Annotated in this window: 16 protein-coding genes; 5 read left to right on the top strand and 11 right to left on the bottom strand. The window is 68.4% G+C overall.

All coding sequences use genetic code 11. The annotated features are described in order from the left end of the window. Positions 1–112: 112 nt before the first annotated feature. The 11 genes from CU254_RS34510 to CU254_RS34460 form a co-directional block, all read right to left on the bottom strand. Positions 113–508: a VOC family protein gene (locus CU254_RS34510; protein WP_009083698.1), complete on the bottom strand. Its 396-nt coding sequence runs from the start codon at positions 506–508 to the stop codon at positions 113–115. A 59-nt stretch (positions 509–567) separates the two neighbouring features. Then, complete coding sequence (locus tag CU254_RS34505; protein WP_037715753.1) at positions 568–1,296, bottom strand: cyclopropane-fatty-acyl-phospholipid synthase family protein; 729 nt, start codon at positions 1,294–1,296, stop codon at positions 568–570. Positions 1,297–1,338: 42 nt separating this feature from the next. Further along, positions 1,339–1,962, bottom strand: coding sequence for a TetR family transcriptional regulator (locus tag CU254_RS34500; protein ID WP_037715751.1), 624 nt, complete (start codon positions 1,960–1,962; stop codon positions 1,339–1,341). A 1-nt stretch (position 1,963) separates the two neighbouring features. Then, a complete protein-coding gene (locus CU254_RS34495) occupies positions 1,964–3,166 on the bottom strand; it encodes an NAD(P)/FAD-dependent oxidoreductase (RefSeq protein WP_037715748.1) in 1,203 nt (400 codons plus the stop codon). Beyond that, positions 3,163–3,354, bottom strand: a complete 192-nt coding sequence (locus tag CU254_RS34490) for a ferredoxin (RefSeq protein WP_009083686.1) — start codon at positions 3,352–3,354, stop codon at positions 3,163–3,165. The genes CU254_RS34495 and CU254_RS34490 overlap by 4 nt, the downstream gene beginning before the upstream one ends. Then, entirely contained in the window at positions 3,354–4,754 is a 1,401-nt protein-coding gene (locus CU254_RS34485; protein ID WP_009083684.1) for a fatty acid desaturase, read from the bottom strand. Before CU254_RS34485 ends, CU254_RS34490 begins: the two co-directional genes overlap by 1 nt. Before the next feature lie 126 nt (positions 4,755–4,880). Next, positions 4,881–8,933, bottom strand: coding sequence for a TIGR02680 family protein (locus CU254_RS34480; RefSeq protein ID WP_009083682.1), 4,053 nt, complete (start codon positions 8,931–8,933; stop codon positions 4,881–4,883). Beyond that, a complete protein-coding gene (locus tag CU254_RS34475) occupies positions 8,930–10,171 on the bottom strand; it encodes a TIGR02678 family protein (RefSeq protein WP_009083681.1) in 1,242 nt (413 codons plus the stop codon). The genes CU254_RS34480 and CU254_RS34475 overlap by 4 nt, the downstream gene beginning before the upstream one ends. Continuing rightward, the gene (locus tag CU254_RS34470; RefSeq protein WP_009083679.1) at positions 10,168–11,706 is read right to left on the bottom strand and encodes a TIGR02677 family protein; all 1,539 of its coding nucleotides are present in this window, start codon (positions 11,704–11,706) and stop codon (positions 10,168–10,170) included. The genes CU254_RS34475 and CU254_RS34470 overlap by 4 nt, the downstream gene beginning before the upstream one ends. Before the next feature lie 50 nt (positions 11,707–11,756). Continuing rightward, a complete protein-coding gene (locus tag CU254_RS34465; RefSeq protein WP_199786062.1) occupies positions 11,757–12,977 on the bottom strand; it encodes a TIGR02679 family protein in 1,221 nt (406 codons plus the stop codon). Positions 12,978–13,032: 55 nt separating this feature from the next. Then, positions 13,033–13,905 (bottom strand): LysR family transcriptional regulator, encoded by an 873-nt coding sequence (locus CU254_RS34460; RefSeq protein WP_037718459.1) that lies wholly within the window; start codon positions 13,903–13,905, stop codon positions 13,033–13,035. 129 nt (positions 13,906–14,034) lie between these two features. Between CU254_RS34460 and CU254_RS34455 the strand changes: the two genes are divergently transcribed. The 5 genes from CU254_RS34455 to CU254_RS34435 are packed head-to-tail and all read left to right on the top strand — an operon-like array spanning position 14,035 to position 19,904. After that, positions 14,035–15,201 (top strand): CaiB/BaiF CoA-transferase family protein, encoded by a 1,167-nt coding sequence (locus CU254_RS34455; RefSeq protein ID WP_009083672.1) that lies wholly within the window; start codon positions 14,035–14,037, stop codon positions 15,199–15,201. A gap of 3 nt (positions 15,202–15,204) precedes the next feature. Then, positions 15,205–16,377 (top strand): acyl-CoA dehydrogenase family protein, encoded by a 1,173-nt coding sequence (locus CU254_RS34450; RefSeq protein ID WP_009083671.1) that lies wholly within the window; start codon positions 15,205–15,207, stop codon positions 16,375–16,377. Positions 16,378–16,390: 13 nt separating this feature from the next. Continuing rightward, positions 16,391–17,554 (top strand): acyl-CoA dehydrogenase family protein, encoded by a 1,164-nt coding sequence (locus CU254_RS34445; RefSeq protein ID WP_009083669.1) that lies wholly within the window; start codon positions 16,391–16,393, stop codon positions 17,552–17,554. 14 nt (positions 17,555–17,568) lie between these two features. After that, positions 17,569–18,426, top strand: a complete 858-nt coding sequence (locus CU254_RS34440; protein WP_009083667.1) for an FAD-dependent oxidoreductase — start codon at positions 17,569–17,571, stop codon at positions 18,424–18,426. Then, on the top strand, positions 18,423–19,904 hold the full coding sequence (locus tag CU254_RS34435) for a CoA transferase (RefSeq protein WP_009083665.1): 1,482 nt from the start codon (positions 18,423–18,425) through the stop codon (positions 19,902–19,904). The genes CU254_RS34440 and CU254_RS34435 overlap by 4 nt, the downstream gene beginning before the upstream one ends. Position 19,905: the final 1 nt, after the last annotated feature.

The raw sequence follows: 19,905 nt of genomic DNA, 5'->3' as shown, positions 1-19,905 counted from the left end.
TTAGTCAATAGTGGCGGAAATTGCGGTCGAGCTGCGGATCCGAGCTAGATTCGCGATCGCAAAAAGAAACCGTACGCGTATCTCGCTGGCCATCGCCACAGCCGAGAAATGCTCAGCCCTTGGCGCTCAACTGCCATGAAACACCCCACCGGTCGTTCACCCAGGCGAACGGCCCGAAGCCGTAGTCGTCCAGCGGCATCAGGGTTCCGCCGCCCTCGCCGAGGGCTTCGTAGACGCGCTTGAGCTCGTCGGTCGAGTCGACGGTGACGAACAGCGACGTCGACGGAGTGAAATCGAAGCCGTGCTGGACGAAGCTGTCGCTGCACCGCACTCGCTGCCCGGCGACGGTGAACTCGGCCATCACGATCGTTCCCTCCGGGCCGGGGCCGCCGGCGCCGTAGCGCTCCTCGGACAGCACGGTGTCCCCGGGGAACAGCGAGGTGTAGAAGGCCATCGCTTCGGCGGCGTCGCGCTTCTGGAACATCAGGAACGGCACGAGGTCGGTCATCGGACTGCCCTTTCGCAGGTTGGCGTCGGGTCCGAACGTCGCATTGACAAGAAGTTTTGTCAAGCGCGCAGCACGACGCAGGCGAAGCCGAACGAGTCGCGGTAATCGCGGAGCCATTCGTCGCGGTGGGTGGCCGCGGCGGCGAGGGCTTCGGCTTGGTCTGGGTCTTCCGGGTGGTCCAGGGCCCATTCGGTGAGGCTGCCGGTCCACGACCATTCGTACGCGTCCAGTTCGCCGCGGGTGCTCGTATGGCCGTGGGCCGGGGTCCAGCCGGCGGAAATCACCTGGGCGAGGAGTTCCGGCAGGGTGGGCAGGTCGCCGAAGATCTCGAGGGCGGCCGGGGTGGGCTCGGCTTCCCAGTAGGCGTCGCCGAGCAGGGCGCGGCCGCCGGGGCGGACGTGGGCGCGCAGTGCGGCGAGGGTGTCGGACAAGCCGCCGAAGGCGTGGGTCGAGCCGATGCACAGGACGGTGTCGAACTCGGCCGCGGCGGGGAATTCGGTGGCGGATTGCTGGTGGAGGGTCAGGCGGTCGGCGACGCCTCGCTCGATGGCGGCGGAGCGGGCGCGGGAGAGAGCGAACTCCGAGGTGTCGACGCCGACGGCGCGGAGTTCCGGGTACGCGTCGAGGGCGCGGATGAGCCATTCGGCACCGCCGCAGCCCAGGTCTAGGACAACCGCGTCCTCGCGCGGCAGGCTGCGGTCGAGCAGGCGCTGGACCTCGTCGTCGCTGACCGGGGCCGCGATGGGGTGCCGGGTGTGGGCGAGGGCGGAAAGTCGTTCACGGTTCACGCGCGGCAGGCTGACACGCGCGCCCGGAACCGCGCATCTCGTTTACGAGCGGGCGCGCATCGAGGCCGACGGGGCGGTGCCGAGCACGCGCGTGGCGACCCAGGCCAGGCCGTCGGCGGTTTCGGCGGGCGTGCCCGACGGTTGCATGACGTGGCTCAGCACGGTGCGCACGACCAAGTCCATGACCACAGTGAGCTGGCGGTCGTCGAGCGGCGGTGCGTAGTCGAGGACTCGCTCGCGCAGGACGGCTTTCGCTTCGGTGAGCAGGGTGCCGGCGCGGGTGGTCAGCAGCGGCAGGAACTCGGTGTCGGTCCCGTGGGTCGCGGAGGCGATGGCGCGCAGCAGGATGTTGTCGTCGGCCAGTTCGAGCACCGCGCGGACGGCGTCGTAGATCGCCTCGACGAGATCGTCCGGATGGCGGTCGAAGGCGGTGCTCACGACGGCGAGGAACCGGCGCAGCTCGTGCGAGATCATCGCCTCGGCGAGCGCGGTTTTCGACCCGATCTCGTTGTAGACGGTCTGCCTGCTCACCCCGACCAGGTCGGCCAGCCGCGCCATGGTGACCGCGGACCAGCCGGATTTCGCGGTGAGTTCGATGGCGGCGGTGATGATGGGCTGCCGGTACTGGCCGCCCGCGGGCACCGGAAGCACGCTCATAGCGGTCATTCTAGGCGGCCGTTTCCAGCGCGAAGGCCACTGCCTCGGACCATGGCGCTCGCGCGGCGATCCGCTTGCGGTACTTCATGATGTCGCGCGGCCGGTCGATGGTGAAGGCGCCGACGAGCCGATCGCCGCGCCGGTACAGCGCGGTGAAGCCGTGTTCGGCCGGGACCGCGACGACGACCTCGTCCGCCCGCGGCGTACCGACGAACTGGATGCGGTGCGAGTACCAATCGGACCAGAAGTACGGCACGGCGCTGAACACCCGTGCGCTCGCGGGGTCCAGCGCGTGCCGGGCCGCGGCCGCACCCTGCTCGGCCGCGTTCGTCCAATGCTCCAGGCGCATCAGCTCGTCGTCGAAAAGCGCGTTCGCCACGTGCGCGACGTCGCCGGCCGCGTAGACGCCGTGTGCCGCGGCGAGGGTGCCGTCGCAGATGACGCCGCCGTCGCGTTCGTGCAGCAGGAGTCCGCTGTCGCGCAGCCAGCCGGTGGCCGGGACCGCGCCGATTCCCGCGACGACGAGGTCGGCGGGGAGGACCTCGCCGGTGGACAGCCGGACGCCGGTCACCGCGCCGTCTTTTTCCACGAAACCGGTGACCCGGGTGCCCAGCCGGAGATCGGTGCCCGCCGCGCGATGCAGATCCGCGCAGACCTCGCCGACCTCGGGGCCGATCGCGCGCACCAAAGGCGTGTCCAGTGTTTCCACAATGGACACCGGCAGGCCGCGTTTGCGCGCGGCGGAAGCGACTTCCGAGCCGATGAACCCGGCACCGATCACGACTGTCCGCGCACCACTGTCCAATGCGGACCGAATCGCGATGGCATCGTCCGCGGTGCGCAGTGAATGAATCCCGGAAATCCCCTCGGTGCCGGGGAGAACGCGGGCGGCGGCTCCGGTGGCGATGACCGCGGCGTCGTAGCGGACGGTCGTGTCGCCGGTGTGGATCTCCCGGGCGATCGGGTCGAGTCCGGTGGCGGGAGTGCCCAGCCGAAGGTCGACGTCGAGTTCGCGCAGGTCGTCCGCGCTGAGAAACGGTTCCACCGCAGCCGGTCCGTCCGCCGCGAGGAAGGCCTTCGACAGCGGCGGCCGATCGTAGGGCAGATGCTCCTCGGCACCGAGCAATACGATCCGGCCGTCGTATCCGGTCCGCCGCGCCGATTCGACCGCGCGCAGGCCCGCCAGCGACGCGCCGACTACCGCGAGTGTCATGACACCAGCTTCAGCGCGAGCACCGGGCAGGCGTCGACCGCCGCGGCGAGGTCGGTCCGGTGTTCTTCGCCGGGGCTTTCGTCGAGCACGACGACCGTGCCCTCGTCGCCCACCTCGAAGAAGTCCGGGGCCATCGCTTCGCACATGCCGAGGCCGTCGCATTTGTTCAAATCCGCTTCGATCCGCATCACACACTCATCCTTCCGGGAGCAACGAAGTCGACCTTTTCCCTTACGCCGCAGTCAGGGCAGCACCAACTGTCCGGAATGGACGACCACGGCGTACCGGCCGGGAAGCCCTCTCGCGGATCGCCGCGCTGCTCGTCGTAGACGTAGCCGCAGCCGGGGCACATCCCGCCCTCGCTGGCGTCGCCGCGCACGTCGTCCAGCACGGCCACCGGAGCTGGAGCGGAAGTGCCATACCGGGCAAGGATTTTCTCCCGCTTCGACGGCTGGATGTTCGCCCGGCTGAGGTCGCCGTCGAAGTGGTTCAGCACGCGCTGGTCCATGACCCGGCGCCACAGCGGCGGGAACAGGGCAAGCACGATCATCCCGGCGTATCCGGTCGGCAGCACCGGAGATTCCGCGAAATCACGCAAGGTCTGGTAGCGGCGCGTCGGGTTGGCGTGGTGATCGCTGTGCCGCTGCAGGTGATACAGCAGGACGTTGGTCGCGATGTTGTTGGAATTCCAGCTGTGGCTGGGATCCACGCGCTCGTACCGGCGGCGCTCCGGCGGCCCGACCTTCTTCCGCAGCATCCCGTAGTGCTCCATGTAGTTCACGACTTCCAGCAGGGAGAACCCGATCACCGCCTGGATCGCCAGGTACGGCAGGATTCCGACGCCGAGCCACGCGACCATCGCGATCCACAGCACCGCGGACATGAGCCACGCGTTGAGCACGTCGTTGCCGATCCGGAACGGATGCTTGTTCCGGCGCGCGTAGCGCTTGCGCTCCAGCCCCCATGCGGATTTCAGCGAACCGAACACCGTGCGCGGCCAGAACCGGTAGAAGCTCTCGCCGACGCGGCTCGACGCCGGATCCTCCGGAGTCGCCACGCGCACGTGGTGCCCGCGGTTGTGCTCGATGTAGAAGTGCCCGTAGAAGCTTTGCGCCAGCGCGATCTTCGACAGCCAGCGCTCGTGGCTTTCCTTCTTGTGGCCGAGTTCGTGCGCGGTGTTGATGCCGATCCCGCCGATGCAGCCGATCGAGATCGCGAGGCCGATCTTGTCCACAACGGACAGGTCGCCGCGCGCGATCAGCCAGAACGCGAAGACGAACCCGACGTACTGGATCGGCAGGAACAGGTAGGTGATCCACCGGTAGTAGCGGTCCTGTTCGAGCCGTTCGATCACGTCGTCCGGCGGATTGCTCCGGTCGAGGCCGGCGACCAGGTCGATCGCGGGCACGATCGCCAGGATCACGATCGGCCCGATCCAGAACCAGACGCCCCAGCCGGTCGCCGCGTGCAGGCCGATCGCGAGGAACGCCAGCGATGGCACGACCAGTCCGATCAGCCACAGATAGCGCTTTTTGTCGGTCCAGCGTTCGGTCGACCCCAGCGGCACTGTGCCGGTCATCTCGCTCATCGCGCCCTCCTCCGTTGGCTGGCTTTACATTAAGGTAAGACATGTACATCGAAATTGACAAGATGAGATGAAATGTAAAGTCAACCCGACCGAGTGAACCCGCGGGGCGGGGCAGATCGGCTGTGGTTACTCCCCGTCTAGCGAGAGAAGCTGATGACCATCCCAGGTGAAGCGGGCAGTGGTGACCGCGTCGTCGCCGTCAGCGCCGGTGATGAGCTGATGGATCCCGATCCCGCTGAGTTCTGCGTAAACGCACCACTCGTGGTCGGACGTGAGCATGAGATCCAGGTCCAAGGCGGACAGGAGGGCGAACACCTGGCCGCGGTTCGTCGTGTCGACGCCGACGAAGACTTCGTCGAGCAGGATGATCCGAGGCGCCTCCGGCACGGCCTGATAGTGCGCGGCGACGGCGGCGAAGAGCGGCAGATGAAGCGCGATGGCCTTCTCTCCGCCGGACAGCGCGCCGTGCAGTTTCCGGGTCAGCAGTTGCCAGCCCTCGCCGTTGGCCCGGTCGACCTTCACCACGAACCGGTGCCACGCGGTGTAGTCGAAGACCTTGGCCAGTTGCTGTTCCCAACCGGTGGCGGTGTCGTCGGCTTTGGCCTCCTCGATCCGGTCGCGGAAGAACTGGTGCAGGGACTCCCGATCGGCGGCGGTCAGCCGGGCCGGATCCTTCAGCAGGAGATCGCGGGCCGCCTTCGTGCCGGGCGGCAGGTCGGCGGCGACCTGCCAGACCAGCCGGACCGCGACCTTCGACGCGGTGCGCACCTGCTCCAGCCGGCTGTTCATGTTCTCGACCAGCTCGTTCGCCTGGCGGATCCGCGCGGCCAGGTGCCGTCGGGTATCGCCGGTGAGGGTCTGGTCGAAGAGTTCCCGCTCCCGTTCGGTGATCTCGCGGCGGCTTTCCTCGGCCTCTTCGCGCAGGATCTTCAGCAGTTCGGCCGCTCCGACCCGGATGCCGTCCACCACGGCGGTGAAGATCTGCACGTCCTCGTCTGTTTCGAGGTCGAGGTCGGCGCGGGTTTGGAGAACGTCGCGACACGTGTGCATGGACTCGGACAGCCGGTGCAGCGCGTCGCCGATGTTGCTCGGAGAGTGCGGGACGCTCGGCCACGTCGCGGCTACCAGCCGCGCGGCATCCAGTGCGGCGCGGACGCCGTCGCTCGAGCCGAGGACGGTTTCGAATTGCTCAAGGTCGTCGAGGCCGCTGTCGGCGGGGAACGCCCCGGACGCCAGTCTCCGGAACCGGAGCGCCGCAGCATCGCGGTCACCCACTGCTTTCTCGTGTTCGACCGCGTCCGTCTCCCGGCGGTTGTTCCACTTCCCGACCTCGACCGCCAACTCGGTATGCCGGTTTTGCGTGGAATTCCGCGTGGCTTCGAGTTCGTCAAGGCGTCTGCCGATTTTCTCGATCTTGGCCGCGACCTCGCGGTACTCGACGCCGGCAGTGCTGTCTACCGCCTCGAGGGTCGCCGCCAGCTCCGAGTACTCCTCCTCGGCTTTCTCGGCTTCTTCTGCCCGTTGACGGGCATCGTCCGCGGACCGGCTGGCCTGCGCGGCCAAGGAGCCGAGCACTTGCCGTGCTGCGCGCAGTCCGTCGTGGCTTGCCAGCCAGTTTTCGCAGACGGCGTGGAACTCGCGGGTGGCCGCGGCAAGATTCGCCAGCGCGGACCGTTCGGAAGGCATCCCGTATTCGGCGGCACAAGCGGTCAACGTGCGCAGGGCATCGGCGACCTCGCGTTCACGCTTGCCTACCCGTTCGATGCGCTCGCGCACGAGCCGATCGGCAGCGGCGAGTCCGATCTCCGCCCGGTCGAGCTGCCTGGCGGCAGCGTTGAGGTCAGTATGCGGAGGCAGGCTTGCTCGCTCGTCGCGTACTGTTCCCCTGCGCACGGCGAGTGCGGACAGTTCCGCATCGGCGTCGGCGATTTCCGCGTCCAGCAAGAGAATTTCGTTCCGCAGCTCTTCGATTCGCGCCTCGCGGGCGCGTCGCCGGGCAGCCGCGCCGATGTAGGCCGGGCGCTCCTTGTGCCAGCTGCCGGTGAGGTTTCCGAGCCGCCACGACCCGTCGGCACCGATCGCGGCTGGGCCTTCGGCAGGCAGCACGTCGCCGAAACCCACGGAAGAGAGCAGCCTGCGCACCGCGGAAGGAGCGACCTCGCCGTCGGGCTCGGGCGAAAGGACGTCCGCGAGCGAACGTCCTTTCGCCGCGGGCAGGGCCTCTGGGGCGGCGAAGACATCGTGGCCTTGCACCTCTCCACGCGAACCGACCCAAGCGTCCAGCAGTCCCGCGCCTTCGAGGGCGGCTTCGATTCCGGCGCGGTCGTCCTCCGAACTCGCGACGGAGAAGTCGACAAGCCGCCACAACGGGGCACCGGCCATCCGCGTCCGGTCAGCGGTACGGGTCGGCGGCGCGAGCGGGGGAAGGTCTTTCTCGGACTGGAGCCGGGCGACCTCGGTGACACAGTCATCCCGTCGCTGCCGCAGTTCAGCCACCAGCGCTTCGCGGGACGCTTCCTGCCGGGTGATGTCCTCCAACGCCGCGTTGACCGCCTGCTCCACCTCGGCGTTCAACGCCCGCTCTGGTTCGAGAAGGTCCAGCAGCAGATCTGGCTCCGGAAACGCCAGCTCGTGACAGGCCTGTGCCCAGGCGAGCACATCGGTCCGCAGCTGTTCCAGCGCGACGGCTCGCTGCTCAGCGGCAAGATCCAGTTCTTCCTTCGCCGCGGAGAACGCCGTTCGCGCTTGCTCCAGTTCCTCTTCTGCCTGGCCCCGCCGGTCGATCGCGCGCTCGTGGCCGCCCAGCGCCTCGTCTACTGCCCGCAGTTGTTCCTCCCGGCTTTGCCCAGCGGCGCGCAGCAACGGCCGGGCCGCGGCCGGGTCGCCGCCGTCCAGCTGAGCCGCGATCTCGCCGTGCACGCTGGGCATTCCGGCCCGTACGGCGGCCTGCCGGGTCTCGCTTACCAGGTTTCGTACGTGCTCCGTCCGGTGGCGAACGTCTTGCTCCGCACTGCTCCGGGCGCGCTCGTCCTGCTCCGCCGCTGCTTTTCTCCGGCGGGACTCGGTCAGCAACCGTTCCGCCCGGGATTTGGCATCGGCGGTTCGCCTGCGAAGAAGTTCCAGTTCTGAACCGCGCTGGTACGCCTCGCTCTCGAGCAACCCGTTCCGGTGCGCCGACGAGGTGCGGATCTGCTTGGCCAGTTCGTCGATCTGCTGCTCGGCGGTTTCCTTTTCCCGCGTCGCGGTTTCGTACCGGACCGCCGACTCGCGCGCCGTCGAGGCCCGCTTCTCCGTCTCGGTGGTGGCTGAGATCAGCGTGCCCGCGCCGGCGCGCAGCACTCGCTGGGCATACGTCCGCTGCCGGGCAGCCAGAGTGCGGGTCGATGCGACCAGCTCCTCCAGTCCTTTCAGCCGTTCGTGGTGCTTGTCCAGCCTTTCGAAGCCCTCGGCGAGGTCGGCGATTTCCTGTTGGCCCAGTGGAGGGAGTGCCTTGGACAGCAGATCGGACAGCAGGCTCGGGTCCAGCCGCTGCGACAGCTTCGGCATGCGCAACTGGAGCAACGCGAGGATCAACGCGTCGAACCGCTGTTCGCTCAGCCCCGGGAAAAGCGTGGTGCGGACTTCGGCCCGGTAGTCGGTTGCGTTCCCGTAGAGCGTGCCGTCGGAGCCGAGTCGTTGTTCGAGTGCCTGCCGGGTCAGCGGCTGACCGGAATCGTTGACCAGGCTGATGCCGCCGGAAACCCCGATCCGCTGCGAGGTCGTGAAGTAGTCCGGGTGGACGGTGGTCGTGCGGGAGCTGGCCTGAAGCCGTGCGCCGCAGGTGAACCACCGCTCGGGGGTTCCCGGGTAACGGAATTCCAGCCAGACGTATCCGACCCGGGTCACTCCGGACGCGCCCTCGCCCATGAGGTTCCAGTGCATCGTGCGCTCGCCGGTGCCGAACGTGGACAACCTGTTCGCGCGCAGGCTGGCGTCGAAGAGGAACGGCAGCAGCAGCTCGAGAGCTTTCGACTTGCCGCTGCCGTTCGGGCCCCGGAGCAGGAGCCTGCCGTGGTGGAATTCGAAGATCTCGTCGTAATACCGCCAGACGTTCAGGATCCCGGCGCGAGCCGGTTGCCAGCGGTACGCCTGGCGCGAAAACGCGTCCTCGGCATGCCGGGGGAGTTCAGTGACCGTCATCCTGACGCTCCTTCGGAGTCAGCGGTCCGGGCTTCGCGGACGGTGTAGCGAGCGGCGGCGGGAAGCGGCCGGACGATTCCGGAAGAGAGCTGGGCCAACCCGAATGCCATCAGCACCTCGATCGCGTCGGCGGCCAGCCGGGCGGCGCCGTCCGTACCGCGATATCCCTCGGCCCATCGGGGAAAGCGGATGAGCAGTTCGGCCGCTTGGATCCGCAACTGCTCGACAGTGACCGGACCAGTGAGGGTTTCCAGCAAGAGGAGCGCGCCCACCTTCGCATTGCCCGCGTCGTCCGGGAACCGGGAATCCGTCGCGACGCTCTCGACGTCTACCAGCAGCACGCCCTCCGCGCGCTCTTCCAAAACGAAGCCGCCTTGTCCAGCCGCACGGCGGAGCAGTTGCCGTCCGGTAGGCGAGGCGAGATAAGCGCGTTCAGCATCACTGAGGTCTTCGAAGTAGAGCACGGGGTCATCGACCAGCCGACGGAAAACTGAGTGCCGGAGCCACAGGTTGCGCTGCACCTCCGATTGCCCGGGGCGGTCGCTGTGCGCACTCGTTTCGCCGTACCGACGTTCGCGGGAAACCGCGGCGAGGAGTTCCTCGAAGCGGAGCGCCACTTCGTCAAGCGGAACTGCGAGACGGGAAGGCCCGACCGGCGCGGACAGCAGTCGCAGCAGCAGCGTGCCGTCGATCTGGTACAGCACCTTGGCCTCGGTCGATTCGACGAATGTCTCGGTCGAGCCGTCGACCGCGTCGAGCACGCCGTAGTGCTCCAAGATCCGGAGGACATCGACCAATGCCCGGCGTTCTTCGCGGCTGGCGGTGTCCAGTGTCGTGATCGCTTCGTCCGCGGCGGTGGCTTGAACCACTCGTTTCGCGAGCAGCCCGATGGTGGTCACCGGTGTTGCGAGCAGCTCCGCCGCGGTAACGCACAACAGCACATACCGGCGCCGGTCGAACGGAGCTTTGCCGGAGCGGAGCCTCCGCAGCGGGCGACGCGGATCCTCGGCTGCCCGCACCTTGGCCAGACGTGCGTAACCGAGCCTCGGCTCGACCGTTAATGCCCATCCGCAGTAGTAGTCGAACCATTTCCGGATCGGTTCGCCGCGTCGTCGGATCAAGTCGAACGCGTCCGGCTTGGCGCGTTCGGTGATCAGCGGGGTGGCGAGGAGCTGGCGGATTCCCAGCGCTACCTCCTCGCGTTCGGCCGCGGCCAGTTGATTCGCCAGCTGGCTCATGACGCGCCTCCGCTCGCCCTGCGGGCCTGGCGGACACCGCCGGTGCGGATCTCGACCTCGTAGTCGGGGCCGTGGAAGAGTCCGCGAGGGGTGGAAAGCCTCGCTACGGCTCCGTCGGCGGGTGGGCGGAGCAGAATCTCGATCCGGCCGTCGGACGTCGTGCTCTGCCGGACACCGCCTCGGCCCGGCGCGATTCCGAGTGCCCGGCCGAGCAGATCGAGCAATCGTTCGAACACGGCGTGGTCGAGCCTGCCGAAGGCGGATAGACGGACCGGCCCGCCGGTGTCGAGCAGGTCCCAGGCGGCCTCCAGTTCGGCTCGTTCGGCACGGGCCTGCTCGGCTCTCGCGGCCTTGATCGCGGCGACGTCTCGGACCTTGCCGGTACGGCTGAACCGTTCGGTCTTTCCCGAAGTGCGGAGCAAAGGGGAGACCTCGACCGGGGGAGCGTCTTCCCACGACGTGGTCGAGCTGGTCAGCTCAGGATCGGGATGGGCGAGATGTGCGTGCCGCGCCGAACTGAGCCCGAATACGGTCGACCACAACCGGTGCAGATCGCCCTGGGCGGGGACGACGGCGAACCACCTCGCCAGTTCCCGGAAATCGGCCGCGGCGCTGCTGGCCCGCCGCCGCGACTCGGTGATCCGGTCGAGGACCTGCAGCAGCGTGACGATCGCGCGCCGGGCGACGACATGCAGTTGTTCGACTCGGGGCTGCGCTGCGTCGGAGGGCAGGAACCAGGCTCGCAAACCGTCCCAGCGAGCCCGGCGATGCGCCAGCCACTCGGGACCCGGATCGGCGCCGGAGAGCCGCGGGAGGTCCGCCCCGACCAGCGCGCGCTGGTGCATCAGCCCGACTCCGCGGTCCTCGACCTGCTGGATCCGGACGCCGATCGTGTGTTTCCGCTGCTCCAGGTCGGCCAGGAATTCCTCGAGATAAGCCACCGTGGAGGCCTTCACCTCGTGGAAAGTGGCGAGGGTGGTTCCTTCCGAACGCAGCAGCCGCTGCAGTTCGCCGTTGAACTGCTTGGTGTTCGCGCGCAGTGCTTCGAGGTGGCTTTCCAGCTCGGTCAGGGCGGTGAAGACCCGGCGGTCCGAACCGGCGTCCAGTTCTCGCGCCAGATCGGCGAGCCTGTCGGCGATCGCGTCGAGGACCGCTGTTTGCAGTGCTCCGGCGGACGCGAGCAGGCTCATCGCGTGCACGACGCCGGCGAACGCGGCTTCGCCTTGCCTGGTCAGGGAGTACTGCAGGTTGCGCCGCTCGTACTCGGCGGCTGACCGGTAGTTCTCCGAATGGTTCTGGGCTATGTCGACGAGCCGCCACGCGTGGAGTTGATCAAGTGCACGACGGAGCTCCTCGTCTTCGAGCGCGTCGAGCCAGCCGACCGCGCGCAGACGGGCCCGGACGTCGTCCAGTCCGAGGGAAGTCTCCAGTCGCTCGTTCGCCTCCCCGAAGGCGTGCAGCACCGACACGTAGAGTCCGGCCAGGTCTCCGCTGGTGAAGCGGAACATCTCAGGCGGGACACGGATCGGGTCCATGCGTCCTCCTGCAATCGTCACCGGCCACGGTACGGGAGGGCACCGACAATTCACCCGCTCGGAAGCGTTGTCCCTTGCTCGGTGATCTCGTCGAGAAGGCTGTCGGCAACGCGTTCTTCCGGCACCGTTTTTCCTTGCTCCGCCAAGTGAACCGCCAGCTCCGGGTCCCAGGGAACTGGCGTGACCCTTCCGGCCGCGGGTCCGTCGGCGACTGCGGCGAGGTAGTCGGCACTGGTCATCCGCCACGGCTTCGCGCCGGTTCGGGCTACGACATTCGCGGCGATTCGCAGGCCGTCTCCGTCAAAATCGCCGTGGTAATACAGATTCGTTCCGATCTGCGTTAACCGCTTCAGCAAGGCGACCCCGGCACTGCTCGGCCAGCCGGATGTGCAGACCAGCGGAGGGCAGGAGCTGCCGAAGCGAGCCAGCGCGAGGGCGAGGACGCTGGGATTCTCGAACACCCAGACCGTGCTCGGCGCGGATGCCAGCTTGCTCCCGCGGAGCTGCTGCAAGGTCAAGACCGCTGCCGTTCCCGCGGCGCGGCACACCTGGAGGATCCGGCCGACGACGTGGTCGCCGGGGAGCTGGAGCCCGGCCGTGAGCACGGTCGACGACAGTTCGTCGTCGGCGACGCCTGCTCGCTCCCACAACGCGCGCCGTTCGGGCGCATTCGTCGGAGGTGCCACGTCGTAGATCGCGGTCAGCGCTTTGAGGACGAGATTCGCGGTGCGGGCGCCGTCGTCCAGCGCATGAGTCGCACCGAGCGCGGAATCGGCGAATACCGGCAGCGGCACCCCCGTGGCCGGCAGTTCGGACAGCACGCGCAGCGCCCGTTCGAGTTCGAGCCGGGTGCGTTCGATCGAACCCTCGATCAGGCCGGCCCGGCGAATGCTCGCCGTCCAGGAACGCAACGCCGGTTGTGCGGCGACCACGGGATGCACGTCCAGCCAGTGCCACAGACTGGCGCGGGCTTCAGCGGCCTTCCGGCGATCCTCTGCGCGGTTGCCGACCGGCCCGACCAGCCGTGTGACGACTTCGCGCGCGTCGACGCCGGCGACCTCGCGAAGAGCGGCGTCCAGCTGGGCCAGGGTGATGCTGGTGTACTGGCCGGGAAACTGAGCCAGACCGAGAAGATCGGCGACAGCCGTCTGCTGTTCGGTGTCGAGCGGGCCGACTCGGACCCGGCTGACGGGGAGCCCGGACGAGAGCCTGGCGTGCACCGCTTGCCATAAGGGGGCCAGGGCTGAGGGAAGACGGTGGATGGGGTCCACTGCGGCGAGTGTAGGGGTCGTGAGTGGCGATGCCGGTTCTAACCGGCCTCAACACTCACGACACCCGGGCGTGCCGCAGCACCTCGACCACCGGATCCAGCCGGGTGTCGGCGGTGCGCCGGAGCAGGAACGTGGTCAGCGTGGCGACCAGATCGTCGATCGGCAGGACCGCGCATTCGTTCGGGTCCAGTGCCAGCGCGGTCGCGGATTCGACCGGTGCGAGGGTGAAGCTTTTGGTGCTGCGCAAGAAGATCAACAGTCCGCTGACGTCGGAGAACTGCGCTTCCGGATCGACCAGCACGCCCTTGGCGGCGAGCTGCTCGGCGCGCCGGGAGCCGAGATCCCAATGCCGCGGCCCCTGCAGATACTGGAATCCGCGCAGGTCGGCCAGGGTGAGCGAGGTGCGGCCGGGGAACCGCGACGCGTCCACCACGGCGCCGAGCGGTTCGCGGTACAGGACGATGGTGGACAGCCGGTCGTCGGAAGTGCCCAGATGCGACACGGCGAGGTCGATCGAGCTGCTGAGCAGGGCCGATTCCATCTCGAGCGACGGCATCTGCCGCAGGGTGAACCGGTAGGAGCCGTCGAGCGCGCGGATCGATTCGCTGAGCTGGCGGCGGTGCGCGGGGTTGAGCACGTCGGGGATGGCGAGCCGGACGTCCGCGCGCTGGTCGCGGGTGCGCATCCGGGCCGGAATGGCATCGAAGCCCGAAACGACCGATTCGGCGAGCGGCAGCAGTGCTTCGCCCGCCTCGGACAACCGGGTGTGGTGGGTGGAGCGGTCGAACAGCGGTTCCCCCAGCTCGCGTTCGAGGTCGCGAATGCGCTGGCTGAGCGGCGGCACGGACATGTTCAACGACCGCGCCGCACGGGTGAAGTTCAGCTCGCGCGCGACCGCGAGGAAGTACCGCAGGTGGTGAATCTCCACGCTGAGCAGCGTACCCACGGTGTTATCAGCGTGGTCATACCGATCTGATGCACTCGGTCATTCCGTTCTGGTGAGCAAGCGCTTAGCGTCAGTGGTGAAGCAAAGATCGTCAACGGGAGGACCGCGAAGATGGATGCCACCGGACCGCTTTCCGGGGTTAAGGTGCTCGACCTGTCGTCCGCGGTGATGGGCCCGTACGCCACGCAGATCCTCGGCGACTTCGGCGCCGACGTGATCCGGGTCGAACCGCTGCGCGACGTCGCCCGGCATTCGCCGGCCAACACCGGCCGCACGCCCGGGATGGCCCCGCTGTACATGCAGGTCAACCAGAACAAACGCAGCATCGAACTCGACCTCAAGGACCCCGCCGGCCGCGAAGACCTCTTCGCCCTGCTCGCCGACGCCGACGTCCTCGTCACCAACATGCGCGCCGCCGCACTCGACCGGCTCGGCCTCGGCTACGAGCAGCTGCGCGACCGCTTCCCCCGCCTCGTCTACGCCCACGCGCAAGGCTTCGCGCCCGGCTCGTCGCGCGCCAACCGGCCCGCCTACGACGAGGTCATCCAGGCCACGTCCGGCCTGGTCAGCCTGCAGGACCGGGCGGGCGGCACGCTGCAGTTCGTCCCGACCTTCATCGCCGACAAGACCGCCGCGCTGTACCTGCTGAACGGCGTGCTCGCCGCGCTCTTCGACCAGCAGCGCACCGGCAAGGGCCAGCAGGTCGAACTGGCGATGGCCGACGCGATGATCGCGGTCAACCTCGTCGAGCACCTGGCGGGCGACGTCTTCATTCCGGCCGCCGGCGACGTCGGCAACCCGCTTTCGCTCAGCGACACGCACGCGGCCATGCGCACGGCCGACGGCGGCGCGATCGCCGCGGTGCCCTACACCAACGACGCTGTGCGCACGCTGCTGATCGGGGCCGGCCTCGAAGACGCCGCGGCCGATCCGGCCTGGGATTCCCCGGTGATCGACCGGGAGGTTTTCACCGCGGGGGTGGAGAAGGTGCTCGCCAACTCCACGAACCGCACCACCGCGGAGTGGGAGGAGTACCTGACCGCCCACGACGTTCCGTACGCGGTCGTCGTCGACATCGCCGACCTGCCGACCGACCCGTACGTTCAGGAAGTCGGACTGATCACCGAGCGGGAACATCCGACCGAGGGCACGATCCGCGTCGTGGAGAGCCCGCTGCATTTCTCGCGGACCCCGGCCGGGTTCCGCAGGCACGCCGAACGCGCTGGCGCGAGCACCGCCGAAGTTGTCGGAGCCGTACGCACCACTGAAGGGGTTTGATCGATGGATCTCGAACTGTCTCAAGAGGACCTCGCGTTCCGCGACGGATTGCGGGAGGTGTTCCTCGGCGCGATTCCGGAGGAAATCCGCAAGCGCAGCGCGCTCGGCCTGATCACGCGGGACGACATCGTCACGAGCCAGCGGATCTTGAACGAGCACGGCTTGGCGGTCCCGCACTGGCCGGTCGAATGGGGCGGTCGCGATTGGACTCCGACCCAGTCCCACATCTACGCCTCCGAACTGCAGCGCAACGCGGTGCCGCAGCCGCTCGCCTTCAACGCGAGCATGGTCGGCCCGATCATCGCCGAATTCGGCAGCGAGGAACAGAAGAAGAAGTTCCTTCCCGCCACGGCGAACCTGGACATCTGGTGGTCGCAGGGCTTCTCCGAGCCGGAGGCCGGTTCGGACCTGGCCGGACTGCGCACCACGGCGAAGCGCGACGGCGACCACTACGTCCTCAACGGACAGAAGACCTGGACCACGCTCGGCCAGTACGGCGACTGGATGTTCGTGCTCGCGCGGACCAACCCGGACGCGCCGCGCAAGCAGCAGGGCCTGTCCTTCCTGCTGCTGGACCTCAACACGCCGGGCATCGAGCGCCGTCCGATCAAGCTGGTCGACGGGTCCGCCGAGGTCAACGAGTTCTTCTTCGACAACGTGGTGATCCCGGCGGAGAACCTGGTCGGCGAGGAGAACAAGGGCTGGACGTACGCGAAGTTCCTGCTCGGCAACGAGCGCAACGGCATCGCGCAGGTCGGCACCGGTCAGCGGATTTTCGCCGACCTCGCAGCCGCGGCCGCGGAACTGCCCACTGAGGACGGTCGGCTCGCCGACGACGCGGAATTCCGCGCCGCCATGCACGCCGCGAAGACCACGCTGCTCGCGCTGGAGGCGACCCAGATGCGGGTCACCGCCGCTTCGGAAAACGGCCAGCCGAGCCCGGTGTCGTCGCTGCTCAAGATGGAGGGCACGCAGGCCCTGCAGGCGCTCACGAAGCTGCGCATGCGCGCGGCCGGTTCCGACGGCATGCTGCTGGACACCGAATCGCCGGTGAAGGCCGACGAGGCCGCGGTGGTGGCCGCGGCGCAGTACCTGAACCAGCGGAAGCTGTCGATTTTCGGCGGCTCCAACGAAATCCAGCGCGGCGTCATCGCGAAGACGATCCTCGGTCTGTAAGGGACGGCGACTCATGAACCTCGAATTCAACGAAGACCAGAAGCTGCTGTTCGAGACCGTCGACACGGCGGTCGGCCGCGGCTACCCGGCAGGCGGCCGCGCGGCCGCGACGAGCAGCGAACTCGGCTGGAACGACCAGGTCTGGAGCACGCTCGGCGAGCTGGGTCTCGCCGGTCTCCCGATCTCCGCCGACCACGACGGCGCGGGCGCGGGCCCGGTCGAGGTCTACGCGACGCTAGAGGCGATGGGCAAGCACGCGGCGGCCGAACCGCTGCTCGACGGCGTGTTCCTGCCGTCGTGGATCATCGCCGAGCTGGGGACCGACGAGCAGGTCAAGGAGCTGCTGCCGCTGCTCGCCGGCGGGGGCACGACGATCGCGGTCGCGCACGCCGAGCCGGGACGTCCGTGGGGCCTCGCGCCTTCGGTGTCGGCGGCCGGTTCCGCGCTTTCCGGCGTGAAGTCGCCGGTGCGCAACGCAGATCAGGCTGACAAGCTCCTGGTCACCGCGGTCGACGAGAACGGCCGCACCGGGGTGTACCTGGTCGAGGCGACCGCGGAGGGCATCACTCGCGTCGACGGCCGGGCCGCGGACTGGGGTCACACGTCGCAGGTCGAATTCGCTGGCACGCCGGCGGTTCTGCTCGGCGCCGCCGACGCCGACGTGCCGGCCGCGTTGCGTCGCGCGTTCTCCCGGGCGCGGGTCGCGGTGACCGGCGAGGCGATCGGCCTGATGGAGACCGGGCTTGCGATGACGGTCGAATACCTCAAGACCCGCAAGCAGTTCGGCGTTCCGCTGGCGGCGTTCCAGGCGCTCGTGCACCGTGCCGCCGACCTGTACGCGAAGGTCGAGCTGGCTCGTTCGCTGGCGCTGTGGGCCACCGCGACGGTCGAGGCGTACGACAACGGTGCGTCCACAGTGGACCTCGAGGCCGCGGCCGACGACGCGTTCGTGTTCGTGTGCGACGCGGCGACCGCGACCGCCGAGGAAATCGTCCAGCTGCACGGCGGCATCGGAATGACTTACGAATCGGAGGTCGCGCACCACGCGGCGCGCCTCATCGCCATTACGGAGAGTTACGGCGGAGTGAGCGCGGCCCGGCGCCGCGCGCTAGCGTCGGACGCGTTGCTGACGCCGCCGAGCGCGCTGCTCAACAACGCGGACGCGGTCACCGCCTGAGAAAGGAGCGCGCCATGCCGGTCGTCGCGATCGTCGGCGCTGGGGTCATCGGAGTGTCGTGGGCTCGGCTGTTCGCCGAGGCGGGCTGGACGGTGCGGGTCACCGATCCGCGTCCGGACCTGCGGGACATTGCCTCCCGGGACCTCGCCGGGCTGCCCGCCACGGCAGTCGCGGACCTCGCGGAAGCCGCTGCCGGGGCCGATTTCGTCCAGGAGTCGGGCCCGGAGCGGATCGAGCTGAAGCGGGAAATGTTCGCGACGCTCGCCGCCGCCACGCGCGACGACGCAGTACTGGCGTCCTCCTCGTCGTCGCTGTTGCCCTCGGTAATCGCCGAGGGCAACGCGGCGGCCTCGCGGATCGTGGTCGGGCACCCGTTCAACCCGCCCGAGCTGATGCCGCTGGTCGAGGTAGTGCCCGGAGCATTGACCTCTGCGGAGACCGTGGCGAAGGCCGTCGAGGTCTACCGCGGGCTGGGCAAGAAGCCGATCACGCTGAAGAAGGAAGTGCCCGGCTTCGTCGGGAACCGGCTGCAGAAGGTCTTCAACGACCAGGCGATGTACCTCGTGCAGCAGGGCGTCGTTTCCGCGGCGGACCTGGACGAGCTGGTCAAGGCGTCGCTCGGGCCGCGGTGGGCGACCATCGGGCCGTTCGAGAGCATGCACCTCGGCGGCGGCCCGGACGGCATCCGGCACCTGGTGAGTCACGTCGGGTCGCAGATGAAGTTCGAGATCGGCCGGCCGGACCGGGAGCACCTCGACGCGGTGATCGACGAGGTCGAGCAGACCTACGGGACGGCGGACACGTACGCCGACCGCGTGGAAGCACGCGACAGCCGTACTCGCGCGCTGCTGGACGCGCTGGAGAAGGAATGAGCCTCACCGAGCAACTCGAGGCCGCGTTAGCCAAGCCAGCCACCACCGACGACTACGACCTGCACCAGCCGCTGGCCGATTTGCTGGGCTCAGTCGGCCTGCAGGAATCCGACGCCGGCGGCCGGATCGAGTTCACCGGAGCCGACCCGATCCTTCCGGGCGCGCTCCGGCTGGCTGGTGCGACGTCCATCGCGCTGGCGGCGAAATCCGTTGCGGTGGCGAAGATCTGGCAGCTGCGCGGAGGACGCGGGCAGGACATCTCGATGGACCTGCGGACCGCGCCGCACCGGCTGTGCCCGTTCTACGACAGGAAATGGGAACTGCTCGACGGCTACCCGCAAGGCGACCCGGCGCGCGTCGATCCGGCTTTCGGCACGGATCGCTTCTACGCCACCGCGGACGGCCGCTGGGTGCACCCGATCAGCCCGTACCCGAAGCTGCGCAACGATGCCGCCGCACTGCTCGGTGTTCCCGAGCGGGACGCCGTGGTGCGGCAAGCGATCGCGCAGTGGAACTCGTTCGAACTGGAGGACGCCGCCGAGGCCGCGGGCGTCATCATGCCGGTGGTGCGGACGACCGAAGAGCTGATGGCTACCGAGCAGTACCAGTCGGTGCTGTCGACGATGCCGCCGGTGATTGTCGAGCGCATCGGGGACAGCGCCCCAGAACCCTTGCCCCCGAACCCTTCCACGCCACTCGAAGGAATCCGCGCGCTGGGCCGGGCGCACATCATCGCCGGCGCTGGTTGTGGCCGGGCTTTGGCACTGCATGGTGCGGACGTGCTGAACGTGTGGGATCCGGGCGAATACGAATTGCCGGTGCTGTACGCGACGTCCAATGTGGGCGTTCGCTCCACCCGGCTCGATTTCCGTCGCGCCGCGGACCAGGAACGGATGCACTGGCTGCTCGGCAGCGCGGACATCTTCTACGCCAACCGCCGCCCCGGATACCTCGCGCGGCACGGTCTCGACGCGGAAACCGCCGCCGAGATCCGGCCCGGAATCATCCACGCCGAGGTGACGCTCAACGGCAGCACCGGCCCGTGGTCCGGCCGCGTCGGCTTCGACCAGACCGCCGGGTGCCTGTCCGGAGTCATGCTGCTGGAAGGGGAGGGCGGCGTCCCGTCGCTGCCGGCCGTTCCGGTGGTGAACGACTACATCACTTCCTGGTTCCTGCAATTGGGAATCCTGCGCGCACTCATGCTCCGCGCCGAATGGGGCGGTTCTTACCGAGTGCAGGTTTCTCTCACGCGCGTCGCTTTGTGGTTGCTGAGCCTGGGAATCTTCGACAAGGGTTATGCCGCGGAGGTCGCCGGTGTCGCGCCCGGGCACGAATACTTCGACCCCGAGACGTTCACCGCGGACACCCCTCTCGGCCGCTACCGCGGCGTCACCGAGCAAATCCGGATGTCGGAGACTCCGGGCTATTACACGAATCCCTTAATCCCGCGAGGATCGCACCGTCCAGAGTGGAGGTGAC

Origin of the sequence: Amycolatopsis sp. AA4, from assembly GCF_002796545.1 — a bacterium.
Lineage (GTDB): Bacteria > Actinomycetota > Actinomycetes > Mycobacteriales > Pseudonocardiaceae > Amycolatopsis.
This window is presented reverse-complemented; position numbering and strand designations above follow the sequence as displayed.

Excerpts from the sequence above, each read along its gene's own strand:
- CU254_RS34510 (WP_009083698.1), bottom strand. The coding sequence starts at position 508 with ATGACCGACCTCGTGCCGTTCCTGATGTTCCAGAAGCGCGACGCCGCC.
- CU254_RS34500 (WP_037715751.1), bottom strand. The coding sequence starts at position 1,962 with ATGACCGCTATGAGCGTGCTTCCGGTGCCCGCGGGCGGCCAGTACCGG.
- CU254_RS34495 (WP_037715748.1), bottom strand. The coding sequence starts at position 3,166 with ATGACACTCGCGGTAGTCGGCGCGTCGCTGGCGGGCCTGCGCGCGGTC.
- CU254_RS34490 (WP_009083686.1), bottom strand. The coding sequence starts at position 3,354 with ATGCGGATCGAAGCGGATTTGAACAAATGCGACGGCCTCGGCATGTGC.
- CU254_RS34485 (WP_009083684.1), bottom strand. The coding sequence starts at position 4,754 with ATGAGCGAGATGACCGGCACAGTGCCGCTGGGGTCGACCGAACGCTGG.
- CU254_RS34480 (WP_009083682.1), bottom strand. The coding sequence starts at position 8,933 with ATGACGGTCACTGAACTCCCCCGGCATGCCGAGGACGCGTTTTCGCGC.
- CU254_RS34475 (WP_009083681.1), bottom strand. The coding sequence starts at position 10,171 with ATGAGCCAGCTGGCGAATCAACTGGCCGCGGCCGAACGCGAGGAGGTA.
- CU254_RS34470 (WP_009083679.1), bottom strand. The coding sequence starts at position 11,706 with ATGGACCCGATCCGTGTCCCGCCTGAGATGTTCCGCTTCACCAGCGGA.
- CU254_RS34455 (WP_009083672.1), top strand. The coding sequence starts at position 14,035 with ATGGATGCCACCGGACCGCTTTCCGGGGTTAAGGTGCTCGACCTGTCG.
- CU254_RS34450 (WP_009083671.1), top strand. The coding sequence starts at position 15,205 with ATGGATCTCGAACTGTCTCAAGAGGACCTCGCGTTCCGCGACGGATTG.
- CU254_RS34445 (WP_009083669.1), top strand. The coding sequence starts at position 16,391 with ATGAACCTCGAATTCAACGAAGACCAGAAGCTGCTGTTCGAGACCGTC.
- CU254_RS34440 (WP_009083667.1), top strand. The coding sequence starts at position 17,569 with ATGCCGGTCGTCGCGATCGTCGGCGCTGGGGTCATCGGAGTGTCGTGG.
- CU254_RS34435 (WP_009083665.1), top strand. The coding sequence starts at position 18,423 with ATGAGCCTCACCGAGCAACTCGAGGCCGCGTTAGCCAAGCCAGCCACC.